Source organism: Pseudomonas sp. JL23, from assembly GCF_056933585.1.
Genome location: NZ_CM167795.1, coordinates 3,463,290 through 3,478,914, shown reverse-complemented (window position 1 = coordinate 3,478,914; position 15,625 = coordinate 3,463,290). Strand labels below are relative to the sequence as shown.

The window sequence follows — 15,625 nt, the reverse complement described above, 5'->3', positions numbered from 1 at the left end:
TCGGCAGAGGCTTCAGGTGAAGGCCGCCAAGGCTTCAGGTGATCCAGGAGAAAGAGCTCGCCCGAGCACACGTTCGAGCCGCTAAAGTGGCACTTGGAAAGCGTGGGCCTGTCTGGTGGAGCACCGGCAGCCCAGGCTGCAATCCGCATCGGCTGGAGAACTCAGACATAAGCTCGGTAGGTTTTCTTCTCGCCGGGCGCCAGCATCTACACCGGTGTTTCATCGGCATACCCAACTAGCTGAGCCAGCACCGCTTTTGTACTATATCTTTAAGCCGAGAAATCATAAGCCAATAGAAGAGTCAGTTAGATCTTTCAAAGTGACAATCATCCGTTCTTGCTGCTGGCAGGCAGTTTGTAGAATCACACTAACGCCTTGCATTTCGCTACAGATTTTTTTATTCTTATTACGATATAAAAAAAGCTCCTGTCAGAAGAAAAGGAATCCGGCAATATTTTAAGCGTAGACTCCATATTTAAGCTAACTATTGCGGCCTGCGCTAGACAATCGTCTAAATTATCGTTTACCAATTTAGTGAGATTGGTTAACTGACGCAAGGCGCTAGTCATGAGAAGCGAAACTTCGAAGTAGATGCGCACCGAACTTACAGTCAACTCTAACTCACTGGTACTTTTTGCGATAAATAACACCAGATCTCTGGTAGACTTTGTTCGAAAGGTGAGTCGCTCAACGCGCTCAACCATGTCCCTGAGCAGCTCTGCCAATTCGGAGAATTCTAAATTAACTGTACTCATCTTGCGTCCGCCCAAATATTCATATGTACTAGTCAGTGCTTTACTAAAGTCATGGCCGTTTACTTACAACTCCCTAAGTATTCGCTCAAGGCAGGCATCCAATACTAGAAAACTCCTACGGAGCGAGCTTTTAGAACAAACACCTCTATACCTACTACTTATCTAGGAGCAATCTTAATCAAAAAAAGGAGATCTCTTTTGCCTGCTCAATTTAACTTTTTTCCGAGATGAATACTCCCACTCAACTCACGCAAGTGCAACGTGTCCGAAAAACCTTTTTACGCCTTGAGACACAATCACGGCCAGCGTTGACCGTATCCCTTTGATCGAACTCTTTGCTATAGCACCCTCGTATTTGCTATCGCAATTATGGCACCCTACAAATACTCGACTTGGCTCAAGCTCGGAACATGCATTCGCACAACCAACTATCAAAACAAATACCCTGACGCAACACTTTTTAAACCCTGTAAATTCTTCAGAAAAAATCTAAAGCCTGAAACCAAATATAAACTCATTATGCGAGTTTATTAAGCTGATTAGCGTTGAAATAAAAATTGAAGCCTTTTAATTAAAACGCCATTACCCCACCCTACTAATAAGACCACAAATTAAAGCTAGCGTGTCGAAAAGGTTATTCTTGTCTACACTCGAAAATCACGCTAAGCAATATATCAATCTCTGTGTTATCCAACAACCCTTCAGGATATCGCTCGATGATCATACTACGCTGGAGTTCCAACCACTGAGTGTGCGTCTGCGGTGTTCGCAATAAAATTCTCAAAAGCTCTTGAGCTTCTTTTACCAAAGAACTGGGCCCAGCAAGTTTACGCTTTTTTGAAAAACTCATGACTGGCCTTTCTTTAATAAAGCGACACAATGAAAATCGCCTTAAAAACATAAGAATTACTCAACTAATTTTTTTTGAATGGCAAAATAACTAAATGACACTAATATCATTACGAACACCTAAATGCACCGAAGGTAGCTAATAAAATGTCAAGCTTGACAACCTCCTTTAGTAGTCTAGGCATACGTAAAAGTCACATTCAGCTCTATAGCCATCCAGCAATGAAAAGTCAACCATAGACAGCGACATATTTAAAGTATCCGCCAGCGAAAATTTTATGTCCTGACATACAAAACATCTCGCCTGAGCCAGCGGCATCACGACAGCTTAGGCTTGGCATAACCTATTAAATTTGGCATGATGACAACGACCACGAAAATGATGAGCATCAAAAATGCCTACACTTGCTTCTTCTTGCGTTCAGGTCATTTTACGCCTGGCCAGATCCGCAAATACCCCTAGCGAGCATTTTCTTGAGCGTTGCTCAGACATAGAAAAGTTCATAGAAGATGGCTCAAGGTTAGATATTGCCGAAGCGTCCAGGCTTATTGCCGCGATCACAGAGGAATCGGGTGATAGCGACATAGGTTTGCACTCATACGATCTGTTTCATCCAGGCCAACTTAACTCCCAACTTTATGCCATTATGTCAAGCGCTACCTTAGGTGAAGCCCTCAGAACCGTCCAGAAATTTTCCGCCCTATTATCAGATGGCGCTCCAATCGAAATTTCTGACGAGCTTGATTCGTTCAGCATTAATTTTCTTGAACTAGAGTCCCTTGATGTAGCCCGACAATATATAGATAGTTGTCTTTCCACAATGATTGGATTGACGCATTGGTTACTCCCTTGGGAGAGACCGATGCCCACCTCCGCCACATTTAGTTACCCCGAGCCCGAAGACCTTACAAGACTGGAGAGTATATTTGGGCATAATCTATTATTTTCCCATCACGTGAACAAGATTACTTACTCCCTTGCTGATTGGCTGAAACCGTTAGCAACCGCCAATCCCGCGCTACGACTCTATCATTACAATCACAGCCAAGAAGAACTCTCTAAACATCAACACGGCATCACTTTCTTGGTAAAAAATCATATCCGTGCGGGTTTAACAGAAGGAAATACTGTATCACTAGAAAGCGTTGCGAGTAGAATGTACTTAAGCACTCGCACGCTTCAGCATCGGCTTGAAGATGAGGGTACCGGATTCCGCGCTCTCATGGACGAATGTCGTAAGTACCTGGCAGAGCAGTTGCTACTTTCAAGTAACGATACGATATCTTCAATTGCAGAAAAGCTTAATTTTCGCGAATCCAGTAGTTTCCACAAAGCTTTCAATCGATGGTTCGGGTGCCCTCCTAAAACTTACAGATACGATAAACTACAATGAGTTTATGCTCACTTATATATTAATTTAAATGCTTTCTTGCCCATCTCAAGTATAGGGAGCCGAGCCCCAAAGTCACAGGCGAAGACTCGGGAAAACTACTCAGTACACGTTCCCTACTGACAACACCTGCACAGCTCTCATCCAACTTACTCGACATTAACAAGAGCCGGGAATATCAGCCTCAGAGGCCATCACGACATGATGATAACAGCAGTTTATGAGCAGAGTAGTGACATTATGAAATGCTCAAAATATGTCTGCCAGGTTTGAGGACAAAACATTTTAGACTGTATGGTGCACCTGGCGATAGCCTAAAGACTTGAAAATAAGTTCTAAATCAAGCTCTTCGACGGAGATCCTGTCCCTACCTACCTACCCACCCAAACATTGTGATGGCCGCCTCTCTCATAGAAGAGTTCACTTTCCACAGGTCTGTCATATTAAAACCACCATATGTCTCAGGGTCGTACCATGACATTAGAAGGGATGCGGCGACTTTAGAACTTTCTTCAGTAGACAAGGAGGACATGATAAGACACTTAAGTGCCGCAGCAATATCATTACTTATGACAATAGGCCCTTCCGGTTCCAAAACCCGTGAGCTTAAACTAGTCACTCCCATTTTTTTAACTCATTCATATAGGGTCTTTCGCCCCACCAACGACGATCAAAGTCAAAGCTATGTTCCCACCCCGCACACTAATATGTATAGTGTCCCTAGGCACTCATTTTTTGTCTATACACGAAAAAAACTTGTGCTGCTATACTGTATCCGAGATACTATTTTTATGAACCCAAGAGTGTGCTTTACCTTGCCAATCATTGCCTCATCATTTGCCCAAACGTACCTAAGAGCCGCCAAGGAGTGCCTCCGGAACACGAGGATAGAATATGGTGAGCGTGCTGGCTACCCACACAGTCTTGATCAACACGAAAAATTGGATACGGTGACGTTCTATAACTATCTGTCTCAAGTAGCCGAGTGGACGGGCGATCAGAGCTACGGGTTGTTGGGGTATAAAGAGTTCTGCGCCGCGTCTATAGGGCCGCAGCTATTTGCGTTAATGTCTAGCGAAACGCTCGGGGATGCGCTTCAGCTTCTTATTGACTGTATACCGTTGACGATGTCCGATGCGGCGGGAAAAATTGAGTGGCAAGATGAGACTGTACGGATTTCTTTCTTTCCCATGAAAGGTGCCCCACGACCACCTCGTCAATTTATCGATTGCGCACACTCAAGTACCTTATCGCTTTTACATTGGCTAACGCCTAATGACAAACCTTGGCCATTATCTGTTCATGTCACCTATGACAAACCAGATGACACTGGTTCATTGATAGCACTCTTTGGTAAGAACATAACATTCTCTAGCACAACAGACACTCTTGTATTTGACAAACGAGTTATGTTGATCCCGGTAGCGACAGCCAACTCTAAACTGCTGGTAATCCATAGACAGCACGTTGAACTTGAAATGGCGAAAATAGTCGGCGGAAAAATTACGCTGCAGACCAAAAACCTGATTATAAAAGCACTAGAAAACGGAGATTCTTTTACCTTAAATAATATTGCAGACAGTCTAAAAATGAACCCTAGAAGCTTGCAAAATAAACTCATTAACGAGTCGGCCCAATTCTCCAAATTGCAGGACGAATGCCGGTCGTATATGGCTGACAAGCTGCTTCGTCATTCGGATCTCAGCATTTCCGGAATCACAGCTCAATTGGGGTTTCGCGACGGCAGTAGCTTCCATAAAGCCTGTGTAAGATGGTTTAATCAACCTCCAGGACAGCATCGAAAATCGATAGATACCTGACGAAGATAACGACTTACGGGTAAGGGTGACTTTTAATTCCACGCTTTTGCGGAAAGAAATTATTTCAATACAAAGAAGTGGGTGCACAAGGATAAAATTGAAGCTGGCTGCAACTTTTTGATGCCACAGCCACACTAACCATACCTGACTATAAAGATCTGAAAGCCTTACGCTTTGTTATGAGGCTGACATATAATAGAAACTTAACGAGAGCCTCCACCACAATAAAGTAATATTACTTAAATACGGAAGTGGCTAACCAGCATTTGTAGTTGATTCCCCAAACGCGCCAATTCGACACTAGAGGCAGCTGTTTCCTCACTGGCAGCGGCAGTTTGTTCGGATACGTCCCGCACATTCAAGATACTTCTGCTGATTTCCTCAGCGACAGAACTTTGCTGTTCAGCCGCCGCTGCAATCTGTTGATTCATGGCTTGGATGCTGGAGACTGTTCGAGTAATGCTTTCCAGGGATGTGCCAGCTTTACGCGTGAGAGCAACGCTAGTTTCTGTAAGATTTCTGCCTTCGACCATTATTTCTGAAACTTGACGGGTTCCGTTTTGAAGTGCCGCGACTAAACCTTCAATTTCTTCGGTTGATTGTTGAGTACGTTGCGCAAGCCCACGTACTTCATCCGCGACTACCGCAAAACCACGCCCGGCTTCACCCGCACGGGCAGCTTCGATGGCCGCGTTAAGCGCCAGTAAATTGGTTTGCTCGGCTACGGTTTTAATCACATCCATCACTTTTCCAATCTTACTGCTTTCCAATTCAAGTGTGGTCATCGCCTCAGTTGACCGTGAAACTTCTGCGGCGAGCTTTTCTATCTGAAGGATGGCCTCGCCCACGACTTTATCGCCCTCACGGGCTTCTTTATCAGCCTCGGAGGCTGCAACTGAAGCCTGTTCAGCATTGCGTGCCACTTCGTGTACTGTTGCGGACATTTCATGCATGGCGGTTGCGACCTGGTCGGTCTCGGTTTTCTGATTATTGACTCCTGCACTCGTCTGTTCTGTGACTGCCGAGAGCTCTTCGGCTGCACTTGCTATTTGGGTGACACCATCACGAATTCCGCTTATCAGGTCACGCAGAGTACTTCCCATTTGCTGGATGCCTTTTTGCAATACCCCAAGATCGTCACGACGAGTGATGATGGACGTTTGGCTCAGATCGCCACTGGCAATACGGTTAACAACGTCCAGCGTTTCCCGCAATGGCTGCGTTATTTGTCGAGTAATAATAATTGCTGCAATAACTCCGAACAGCAAGACTATCAATGTGCACCCTATCTGCAATGTGCGACTCTGAGAAATATCTTGAGTAGTCAAATTTTGTTGGATCCGATTAAGTTCAACTCCTATGTTCATTATAGCTTCTCCCTGAGCGGTCAAGTCCTTGCGTGCAGTTAGAATCTCTGATGCCGCCTCCTTGAAGCCTTGCACAGAATCCTTATAGCTGAGCATGCTGGCTTCAAGCTGAGAGAGGGCACCTCCATTTGTTATCTGAAATATTGCCTTTAGTTTCTGGATACCATTAATAGTAATTTCCAATTGTTTAAAAGCAGCTTGTTCTGTCTGGTCGCTGGGGTTACCGGTATAACCGCGCACTTCATAGCGGACAAGCTGGAGATCCATACGCGCGCCAGCAACGAGCATGAGCCGATCTGATCGCTCAGAAGTGGAAGGATCTAATGCCGACACGGTATTATTAAGCTCTGTGATCAGATTGTCTGCCTGCTCGGCCTTAGTACGCATTGCAGCGCGTGCTTTAGAGCTGCTTTCGTAAGCAACTCGCATTCGATTAAGAGATGACCGATACTTACCAACAACTTCAGTTAACTGGTTCAATGCTTTGTAATTAAGTGGACTCACAAAGGTTGTCAGAAGATATTTCTGCTTCTGCGAGAAATCATCGAGTTTTTTTTGAACGTTTTGCGCTGCAACCTCATCGCCATCAAGAAGCATATATTGCAGACGAGAGACGCGCAACTCAGCGAGCATGTTAGCAAAACTTGCAAGTTCGCCTACTTTTTCCGTTCGACTCACAAGCTTATCTAGACCAATCCAACCTACAAGAGCTAATACTGCTGTAAAAAACAAAACCGCTCCAAAACCTAGCGCCAATTTCATTTTAACACTTACATTCTCTAACATGCTGCTCATAACTGCCCCCCACGTTTATTTGAGCGCATCCTGCAGACTGAGAATTTATTTTTATAATCAGCAATCTACGCTTTCACATATTATCTCGGCAGCATACCCGAGGACTTGATAGATTTTTCTTTAAAAAAGCCTGCAATTCAGTAACTGAGATATTGGCGCTTAATGCCATTAATTTAGAGCCTGAGGACGTTTACAGCTCATTTCGCGGCAGGCATCATAGTGAATTAATTTAGGTTAAGGCGTTTGTCATAGCTGTACAGCTTTAGCTAATGTAAAGACCTATTAAGCTTCTGTATCCTGGCGACTCAAAAGAAAACTTTTATGCGGTTTCATACTGCCGCTGACATGTTTTTATCCTTACTCATCGAAAGCCTGTTCGAAGAGATCACAAGGCTGAAGTAACGACCGTAAATTCCAGTCAATTAATCATAAAAGCATGAAAAAGTTAGCACAAACCGGATCTTTCCAAACCATGCCCCACAAGCGCCTGTCAAGATATTTTTACACCTTTAATCAGTCGCCGCTGCGGATAAGTCTCAACCAGTTAATAATTCACTAAACCGTCACAATACTCGGCATGCTGCCGATGGCATTTTGATATCGATCATCGAGAACAGCGATCATGAATTTGCGCAACCTTGGTATAGCCCCACGAGCATCGGCCTTCTTCGGCATCATGGCGTTGCTTGTGCTGTTTCTCGGATTAATGAGCCTCCAGAAGATGGCGGGGCTTCATAACGCAACCATGGACATCGCGGAAGATTGCCTCGCATCAACCCGGATTCTTGGTGAATTAGCAGACACCACGACGCGCTTGCGCACTGTCTCGTACACCATAGCCGTGGGTCGCACGAAGGCAGATATAGACAAAGGAGAGGCTCGCCTTGAGGTGCTATCTAAAAAAGTCAGCGCGAGCGTAGAGGAATACGCCCCTCTTGTCGGCAGTGCAGAGGAAGCTGAAAAGTTTCGGCAGTTCAAAGAGGCTCTCGGTAATTATTTAGGCGCTCAGGACAAACTACGCGAGGTATCCCTTGCGAATCGAGACTCGGAGCTTCTTGGCTTGATCAACGGTGACCTTAAACGTTACTCAGATCAGATGGCTCCGTTGCTTCAATGGCTTCTGGACGTCAATCGCAAGGACTCGGATACAGCGGTTTCAGATTCCACGGGCGAGTACATATCCGCACGTAATGTCATCATCGCGGTGCTGGCGCTTACAGCAATCATGACAGTCCTCTTGGCGGTGATCCTCACACGCAGCATTGTTCGCCCTCTCGATGAGGCAGTGCAAGCCGCAGAAAATGTGGCGAGTGGTGACCTTACCCAGGCGCTTGAGCCACGCGGCCGTGACGAAGTATCGCGCTTGCAAAAGGCTCTGCATAAGATGCAACTCAATCTCCGCGATACGCTGCAACAAATCTCTGGGTCTGCGACGCAGGTGGCTTCCGCTGCGGAAGAGCTAAACGCTGTTACTGAGGAGGGGTCACGGTCTCTTCAACAACAAAATAACGAAATCGAACAAGCCGCTACCGCCGTTAACGAGATGACAGCCGCTGTCGAGGAAGTGGCTAACAATGCCGTAAGCACATCAACCGCTTCGCAACAATCCAGCACCTCAGCAATGCAAGGTCGCCAACGCGTGCAAGAGACCGTCATTGCAATTGAGCAGATGAATGAAGACGTTGGGGACACGGCTGAACAAATTCGTCGCCTCGCGGAACAAACACGTGATATCGGCAAGGTATTGGATGTCATTCGGGCGATTGCGGAGCAAACCAATCTATTGGCCCTGAACGCCGCCATTGAGGCTGCACGGGCGGGGGAAGCCGGCCGAGGCTTCGCCGTTGTCGCCGATGAAGTTCGAGCCCTCGCCCATCGCACCCAGCAATCTACCCAAGAGATTGAAGTGATGGTGAATGGTATCCAACAAGGCAGCAGCCAGGCAGTGGCGTCAATGCAGAACAGCAGTGTCCGTGCACAGGCAACGTTGGATGCAGCAAGGAGCGCTGGTCATGCGCTTGAAGAGATTACTCAGAGCGTCAATTTGATATCGGATCGAAATCTTGTCATCGCTAGCGCTGCAGAAGAACAAGCTCAGGTATCGAGGGAGGTTGATCGTAATCTGGTTAACATCCGAGATCTATCATTGCAATCTTCGGCCGGAGCCGATCAGACCAACTCTGCGAGCCACGAGCTGTCGCGCTTGGCCGTTGAGCTCAACCAGATGGTAGGCCGGTTCAAGATTTGAAATCAGTCCAAGCTGGGACTTGTTCTAAGTCATTGAGCCGACGATATTCGAGGGCAACGCCGTCGGGCTGCGTTTGAGCCTCAGCGAGTGCCCTTGGTATCAGGCGTGTCTGCAGGTTATATGCAGTGCTTTTGTATGCGCCACGATCTGTAGCAGACCGTGCCTAAATGCAACTCCCAAGTAGCAGATTCTATTCATTTAGTTAGACACTCTGCCAGCATACGCGATCGCTAGCAACACATTCGCCACCATATAGCGGTAGGCTGTTGGCGCTGATTGAAAACTGACCCACCCTGCCGATTGAAAAATGACCCAGGGCATTTTCCGATGGGAATCAAAATGGCTCATCGTCCTCAACTGCATCTTCTTCCTTACGCTTACGTTCTCGTGTCTTGATCTTTGTCTGGTCAGCCAGGGTGCTCTGCTGCAGACGGTAAGTGCCTCGACGCCAACGAACAGAAGCAAGCTTTCTTGCTCATCATCATGCTGCGAAAACCTAACCGTCTTCAGTTGCTCCAATTTGCACAGTGATGGGGGTAGCAACGAACGCGAGTCTGGTCACTCTTGGGTGAAGGTATCACCGCTCTCCCCCTCCGGATCTTCATCCGGCGGCAACTCGGCATGCAGAGAACAGCGGACGGTCAAATAACGGAGTCCACCAAGCAATCCTGCCGCGCCACAGATTTCGCAAATAGTTAGTGACGAATTCTGCGCAGCATCCACAGTTCGTCGACAAAGATCGTCGCCGCCGTTGTAATGAAACCGAAGCCCTCCCCATTTCTCTTTGATGCGTACCACCTTTAGTGGCTCGATCTCTGGGTGTTCCCGCAGATGCAATGCTAACGCTTTGCAAAGCTCATCCAGCAAGTCGAGCCAACCCGGCAGGCACGCAATCTCTCTCAACGCAGGATCGTCGAGCAGCGCTGGATAACGCGTACGGAGCAACGGCAACAGATCATCGTCGGTCAAAGCTTTCTCCTGGATCAATGCGACATCGCCGCGCCAACGCCCTAACGGCCTGTTCGTCTGCCTCTTTGAATGATCCTCGACCCGCGAGAACAAAGAACATCTCGTCGCTTTGAAAGAAGCAATCCTCAAAGCACCGCTGATACCCAGACAACACACCAAATTCGTTCCCGGTGGGCGCGCCGACTACAGTATTTGCGTACACAACCACTGGCTTTAGTCCGCGACTTTTGAGCAGCCGCTTGGCATCCAGATCGAGCCCGACCTGAATAATCATCCAATGACGGACAATGCAGACCTGCTGCCCTGCGAACATCTCCGACGCCGCCTTTAGTAGCTGTTCGTCGTCCAGGCCCGAGCCAAATGCTATATGAGCCGGAGACCACAGCAAGTCTCCTACTAAATCAGTATCCGAATCGTCCACCTTGCTCGGCGTTACTTGTATCCCACCCACGCTTAACACTCACTCAATAATTGACAATATCGTCTTGGCGCTCGCCTTCTTCCGCTGACCATTACCCGCCAGCAGATACGTCGTATTTTTGGTCTCAAACAGATAGCCGAGCCGGAAAGCACGCTGAAAGGTACTTCGAACCCAGTCGCCTGCCTGACGCTTCCCTGCGCTATGCACTCTCACGTCGGATGCGTACAGCACGTAGGGGAAAAATCCCGCGTTAGCAAGCTCGCGTCGGTAGTTATCGTCGACTTCAATCTCGACGAGGATCCACTGTTTGACTACGCAATAGGCTTTGCCATTGAAATTCAAAATAGCTTCTGCTTCAGCCTGCGCTTCATTGCCGTCGAAGCCACGGATCGTTTCCCCGGGGCCATAAAGCAGCTCTGTGACAGCCGTCAAAATCTCACTCATAAGTTTCTCACGCAGATAAATGCCTCAAGTTCTATCCGATACGAGGCGTAGCGTGAAAACTGCTCGTCAGCCGTTGGCAACATGATCAAACCTCAACCACGAAGTCAGCACGAAACCCGGTTTCCTCGTTTGGGTAAGCATCTGCTCGCCCCCGATCGTGAACCAGCACATATCGACTCTTGGCGATAGTAACTGCAACCACATACCCAGCCTCTTCGTACAACGACATGACCACAGACGTGCGAATCAGGCGACCATCTTTGAAGCGACCCGTGCGATCCAGGTAGACCCTTCCGATCACACAGGGAAATTTCGCCTCTGGCATCCATAGGTAGCCAGTGATGGGCTCGGCAAATTTGACCGTGGACGCCTTCAAGATAAGCGCTGGCCATTCAATCGCGGTCGCCATCGCTACCTCTCTCTTTAGGGAGCTCGGAGACGATCACGTAATGATCGGACGCAGCTACCGCACGCAGTAGTTGAAAACCACCCTGCGTGGATACGTGCTCTACAGCGGGCGTTGCGACCGTGACGCCGTCGCCGGCTCTGCCGGAGCGATCACAGAAAACAGTGGCTGCGTATCTATCCCCCACCCGACCGGCATCCATGAGATAGGCATCGACAAGAACACCCCAGTCATAGGTCATAGCACGCTCGACTTCTGCTGGTAACGGCGCTTGGCCGGCCGCCGTCCGTGCAATGCGTGAGCTGATTTTGGGCGATCCAATCATTCGTTTCAAAACATCGGTGCTCATCAGATTTGTATTTCAAACAGGGGATCAAACCCCGTTTGCTCTCGCGGGTATCCCCGAGGGTTTGAGACGACCCGACATCCAGCTAGCTCGACATCTACTGCCTGATGCGTATGACCGAATACCCACAGATCTGCCTTTTCGATAAGCCCTGGCCAGTCGTTGGTGTATGCAGCATTCAGATGCCCGTCATGTTTAGTTCCGACGACAACGGGTGATGGTGAGTAATGGGTTATGACGATCGTTTTGCCTTCAAAAGGCTGGGCAAGCTGCTCAGCCAGCCACGCCTTGGCTACATGGTTGCGAGTGACGAGGTCATCGGGTCTAAGGCGTCGGTACCCCGCATCAGCCCGGATGTAGTTGAAGTCGTTCATCCATTGCCAAGCCATTTTGCTCGCGGCGACCTGATCGCCCGTTGAGGAAAAGTCCGTCCATGCCGCGGTGCCTAAGATGCGGGTGCCGTTGATGATGAGGGACTGATTTTCCAGGACGTGTACATGGCTTCCTGCAGCATCTCGCATTTTGCGCAAAGTCCGGTCGATGTGCCCATCGTAGTACTCGTGGTTGCCGCTGATGTAAGCGACCTTGCACCGGAACGTTTCATTGGCCCATTTTACGCCGCGAGCTTTCTTATCGATGTCCCCGGCGAGAATCACCAGGTCGACGTCGGGATCGAGGGCCGGCGGGTCAAAGCGGTGAAATTCGTTATGCAGGTCTGAATAAATTCGTAGCTTCATCGCTTGGTCACTTATGAGTTTGCTGTGTTTCAAGGTGGTTTAGAGGTTGCACGGTGTGAGTATTTGCTCACCTGTTTGACCACCTCGCCGGCACCGTTATGGGCTTTGCTGTTTCCGAATACGTTTGATAGTTCATGTGGCCTTTAACGACTTTGCTTGCGGGGTTCGTGGCCCAAATGCCTAGTGGCGTACGCCAGAAAATCGTGGGCTCAGTCCGTCCGGTGCCCACTCGCAAACAACGTATGAGCTGCCATTGCTCGTTTCGAAGACGTGGTATCCGTGGCTCTCGAACCTTCGACGTAGCGAGGACGTCCGAACGGTCGCTCCATCTCGAAAACGCCCGCGTTGTTCTTGGTAAACCACACCTACCAGGCAGTTGATTTCGTGATCCACACTCGCGCAGCACATGTAAGCGGTGGCCGAAAATTCAAACTGCACGGCTATAGCACGTTCGACGCACGCGGGAATCGAGATCGGCTTGACCTCCGCGGCGGTTTGCAAGCTGTTCAAGGACTCATAGGCTGTAGGCATGGCAATTCACTCGATCTGTCCAGGCGTGATGTCCTGTGTTGATGTCCTGTGTTCAATGCACTTCGAAAAAAGGCCTGATAGCACCGTTTTCGAAGTAATGGTGGGCCACCACGAACAATCCACCCGTGTCCGCCTCTACCACCAGGTATCCGTTGCGGTGAAACCGCCTTACAACTGGCGGCGTGTGAGCTGGCAGGCCTGGAGGTAAGAGGCTCAACTGGTTACAGAAGATCAACCCAGTCATTCGCGGCGGTCGATACAGCGCGCATAAAAGAAACCCCACTACGTCATCCTCTGGTATCGCCGCTTTCGCATTTTGAATCACCGTTGGTAGCCTGTTGAAGGTCAGGTCTCTAATCGTCGATCCGAAGGTTTTGACTATGAATGCCGAAGGGTCTGGGAATGCTGGGTTGTTCACTTGTGGTTCCTCGCATAAATCCAGGCATCTCGGCACGCGACGCTGCTCTGTTGCTGCACATCGATTGCGGGAGACCACCGCTAACTGACTTCACGCGCTGATCTGTTCATCCAGTCTCAAGTCCGCCTCTTCGCCTGATTGCCAATACCCGAACGTAACCTCTGCTGGCCTGGTATCTGCAGCTTGCTTAGGGATGGAGGAGAAAAATCACAATCGACGGTTTAGGGCTAAATTGATATCTGGTAGAGAGATGTCGCCCTGAGCCGCTGCCCTCACCCGCCTGCCCCGTACCCACGCAGGGGTAGGTCGAGCCACGCGCTCACGCCGTAACTGTACGACTACTATATACGGTAGAGTGTTACGGCACAACATGGCTACATCCTCGGTTTTGAGGAATGCCTGTGTCGATGAAGGTACCTTTAGCCGCGATTCTTCGCGCGCTGCGAGCTCACAAAGGGTTGACCCAGGAGTCAATTCCCGAAGGGAGCAATCGTCAGTATCTGAGTCAGCTTGAGCACGGCAAGTCGAGTCCTACATTGGACAAGCTGCAGGATTTGTCGGACGCGCTGGGCATCAGCATCCTTGCCCTCATCGGAGCGGTCACCGCGCTCAAAGAAGACCTGACAGTCGATGATCTGATAGCAAAGTTTGCCGCACAGATGAAAGCCTTCGAGGCCGAAGGCATCTTGGCTGCTGCCCGCTCTGAATTGAGCGGTGGCGAGCTGCTCGCCCGCCCCGCCGGCCGGGTGATCGACCGGGCCTTGAGGGCGTCGATTCAGGAATGCAAAACTCAGGGACTGACTCAGGCTCAGACATCCCAAAATCTGAGTGTGAACAAGATGACAGTAAGCAGATATTGGCGCGATCCTGACTGACGACCTCAGGGTGTTGATGGTGCTTATGATTGGAGGGTTTGACGGCATCCGCCATCCAAGCGCATTTTTAGTTCGAGCCATGAGGCCGCAGGAGATGTCAGGACTCAGGTGAAGTCAGCCTTACCGAAGCTTTGCCAAGACTGAGGCTGCGACGCTTGGGGTTCGCAGGCAGGACTCACTGGCGCACGGCACGCTTGCCACGCTTTTGCGTCTTGGCGAGTTTAAATCTGGAGTCACCAAGTTGCAGCGCGCGGCCAGGATCTATTAGCGCCATTATTTCAAGTGAGCTGAAATCATATTCCCCGGCCAAGTTATCTAATTCAGCCAAAAAATGTGCGACCTTAATAACTTCAGGATCACGCAAAAGCGGCGCAATCGCCTCATACTCCATCGTTATTCTATTGCTAAGCTCGATAAATTCTTCCACGCTAGTCATGAGACTTTTCTCCGACCTTAGAGTCATTATCTTCCACATCAGTCGCCAGATTCAGATCATGCTCCGCACTGCGACCGTTAAGGGAATAAAATCCACTCTCCTGAGCCGGATTCCGATCTGACTTTGAATACACCTCAGAATTAGATTTTGATTTGGCGGAACACCCAGTTGAAGACTTGTTTGGCATGCCGTCTACATCTTTTGGCGATAGATCACGTCTTGGCTCCAGGCGCTGCATCATTTCCAGAAGCGCAGTATTGGTTCTCGCGTTCAGATCCACGGCGCCGCCACTAGCTCGTTCAGCTGATCCCTCATACCGTGACATCAGCAGATCAAACACCTGTGTCATGCTGTATCCATGGCGCTCGGTCAACTCTTCAAGCTTATGGTAAAACTCTACGTCCAGCTTGTAATCGAGTCCTTCCTGCTGCTTTTTGAGGTTGCGCAAGGCCTGCTCAAGCTCAAACTCCTTGAGCCTGTACTCGACAAGCGTGTGCGTTCTGACCATCGATGACTCCGGCTTCGAGAGAGGATTCGAGAGACGACATACCCAGTATAATAGCCTTCGACCTGGAGAAAAACCTGTATCGAAAGGCGACAAATAACGATGAAATCCTGTGATTTTTCAATTAATTATGCTTCGAAAGGCCCGCCTGCATTACCTTATGTCGGACTGGCAAACCACGAGGCATAGACCTCATTTCCGGGAACATGAGTTTTCTTCAAGACAGATTAACCGCCGTTTCGACTGTTACTCAGAAAGAAATAATCCCCCACCCCTTTCTCAAAAGGTGGCGCTATTGCCCTTGCATCAGCC

Annotated in this window: 16 protein-coding genes and 1 pseudogene; 4 read left to right on the top strand and 13 right to left on the bottom strand. The window is 49.0% G+C overall.

Features of this window, described 5'->3' with window-relative positions; translation table 11 throughout:
• Positions 1-362: 362 nt before the first annotated feature.
• Positions 363-755 carry a hypothetical protein gene (locus tag AC1Z24_RS16100; RefSeq protein WP_483741710.1) on the bottom strand — a complete coding sequence of 131 codons (393 nt, stop codon included), beginning with the start codon at positions 753-755 and terminating at the stop codon, positions 363-365.
• A 1,244-nt stretch (positions 756-1,999) separates the two neighbouring features.
• Between AC1Z24_RS16100 and AC1Z24_RS16095 the strand changes: the two genes are divergently transcribed.
• Entirely contained in the window at positions 2,000-2,998 is a 999-nt protein-coding gene (locus tag AC1Z24_RS16095) for an AraC family transcriptional regulator (protein WP_483741709.1), read from the top strand.
• 364 nt (positions 2,999-3,362) lie between these two features.
• Here AC1Z24_RS16095 and AC1Z24_RS16090 read toward each other — a convergent pair whose 3' ends face one another.
• Complete coding sequence (locus AC1Z24_RS16090) at positions 3,363-3,527, bottom strand: DUF7673 family protein (protein ID WP_483746639.1); 165 nt, start codon at positions 3,525-3,527, stop codon at positions 3,363-3,365.
• Positions 3,528-3,810: 283 nt separating this feature from the next.
• On the opposite strand from AC1Z24_RS16090, the gene AC1Z24_RS16085 reads away from it, so the two are divergent.
• Positions 3,811-4,815, top strand: coding sequence for an AraC family transcriptional regulator (locus AC1Z24_RS16085; protein WP_483741708.1), 1,005 nt, complete (start codon positions 3,811-3,813; stop codon positions 4,813-4,815).
• 239 nt (positions 4,816-5,054) lie between these two features.
• Here the strand turns inward: AC1Z24_RS16085 and AC1Z24_RS16080 are convergent, their stop codons facing one another.
• Positions 5,055-6,977: a HAMP domain-containing methyl-accepting chemotaxis protein gene (locus tag AC1Z24_RS16080; RefSeq protein WP_483741707.1), complete on the bottom strand. Its 1,923-nt coding sequence runs from the start codon at positions 6,975-6,977 to the stop codon at positions 5,055-5,057.
• 622 nt (positions 6,978-7,599) lie between these two features.
• Here AC1Z24_RS16080 and AC1Z24_RS16075 point away from each other — a divergent pair.
• The gene (locus AC1Z24_RS16075) at positions 7,600-9,225 is read left to right on the top strand and encodes a methyl-accepting chemotaxis protein (RefSeq protein ID WP_483741706.1); all 1,626 of its coding nucleotides are present in this window, start codon (positions 7,600-7,602) and stop codon (positions 9,223-9,225) included.
• A gap of 334 nt (positions 9,226-9,559) precedes the next feature.
• Here AC1Z24_RS16075 and AC1Z24_RS16070 read toward each other — a convergent pair.
• The 8 genes and pseudogenes from AC1Z24_RS16070 to AC1Z24_RS16035 form a co-directional block, all read right to left on the bottom strand.
• Positions 9,560-9,664: pseudogene (locus AC1Z24_RS16070) on the bottom strand (AAA family ATPase); the annotation flags it as partial.
• Positions 9,665-9,783: 119 nt separating this feature from the next.
• Positions 9,784-10,194: a hypothetical protein gene (locus AC1Z24_RS16065; RefSeq protein WP_483741705.1), complete on the bottom strand. Its 411-nt coding sequence runs from the start codon at positions 10,192-10,194 to the stop codon at positions 9,784-9,786.
• Positions 10,181-10,507, bottom strand: a complete 327-nt coding sequence (locus tag AC1Z24_RS16060; protein WP_483746638.1) for a DUF6957 family protein — start codon at positions 10,505-10,507, stop codon at positions 10,181-10,183. The genes AC1Z24_RS16065 and AC1Z24_RS16060 overlap by 14 nt, the downstream gene beginning before the upstream one ends.
• Positions 10,508-10,654: 147 nt before the next feature.
• Positions 10,655-11,059 carry a DUF6957 family protein gene (locus tag AC1Z24_RS16055; protein ID WP_483741704.1) on the bottom strand — a complete coding sequence of 135 codons (405 nt, stop codon included), beginning with the start codon at positions 11,057-11,059 and terminating at the stop codon, positions 10,655-10,657.
• An 85-nt stretch (positions 11,060-11,144) separates the two neighbouring features.
• A complete protein-coding gene (locus AC1Z24_RS16050) occupies positions 11,145-11,468 on the bottom strand; it encodes a hypothetical protein (RefSeq protein WP_483741703.1) in 324 nt (107 codons plus the stop codon).
• Positions 11,452-11,814, bottom strand: a complete 363-nt coding sequence (locus AC1Z24_RS16045; protein ID WP_483741702.1) for a hypothetical protein — start codon at positions 11,812-11,814, stop codon at positions 11,452-11,454. The genes AC1Z24_RS16050 and AC1Z24_RS16045 overlap by 17 nt, the downstream gene beginning before the upstream one ends.
• Positions 11,814-12,548: a metallophosphoesterase gene (locus tag AC1Z24_RS16040; RefSeq protein ID WP_483741701.1), complete on the bottom strand. Its 735-nt coding sequence runs from the start codon at positions 12,546-12,548 to the stop codon at positions 11,814-11,816. The genes AC1Z24_RS16045 and AC1Z24_RS16040 overlap by 1 nt, the downstream gene beginning before the upstream one ends.
• Positions 12,549-13,131: 583 nt before the next feature.
• A complete protein-coding gene (locus AC1Z24_RS16035; RefSeq protein ID WP_483741700.1) occupies positions 13,132-13,497 on the bottom strand; it encodes a hypothetical protein in 366 nt (121 codons plus the stop codon).
• A 407-nt stretch (positions 13,498-13,904) separates the two neighbouring features.
• Between AC1Z24_RS16035 and AC1Z24_RS16030 the strand changes: the two genes are divergently transcribed.
• Positions 13,905-14,372, top strand: coding sequence for a helix-turn-helix domain-containing protein (locus AC1Z24_RS16030; RefSeq protein ID WP_483741699.1), 468 nt, complete (start codon positions 13,905-13,907; stop codon positions 14,370-14,372).
• Positions 14,373-14,547: 175 nt separating this feature from the next.
• Here the strand turns inward: AC1Z24_RS16030 and AC1Z24_RS16025 are convergent, their stop codons facing one another.
• Positions 14,548-14,808 carry a hypothetical protein gene (locus AC1Z24_RS16025; protein WP_483741698.1) on the bottom strand — a complete coding sequence of 87 codons (261 nt, stop codon included), beginning with the start codon at positions 14,806-14,808 and terminating at the stop codon, positions 14,548-14,550.
• On the bottom strand, positions 14,801-15,316 hold the full coding sequence (locus AC1Z24_RS16020; protein ID WP_483741697.1) for a hypothetical protein: 516 nt from the start codon (positions 15,314-15,316) through the stop codon (positions 14,801-14,803). The genes AC1Z24_RS16025 and AC1Z24_RS16020 overlap by 8 nt, the downstream gene beginning before the upstream one ends.
• Positions 15,317-15,625: the final 309 nt, after the last annotated feature.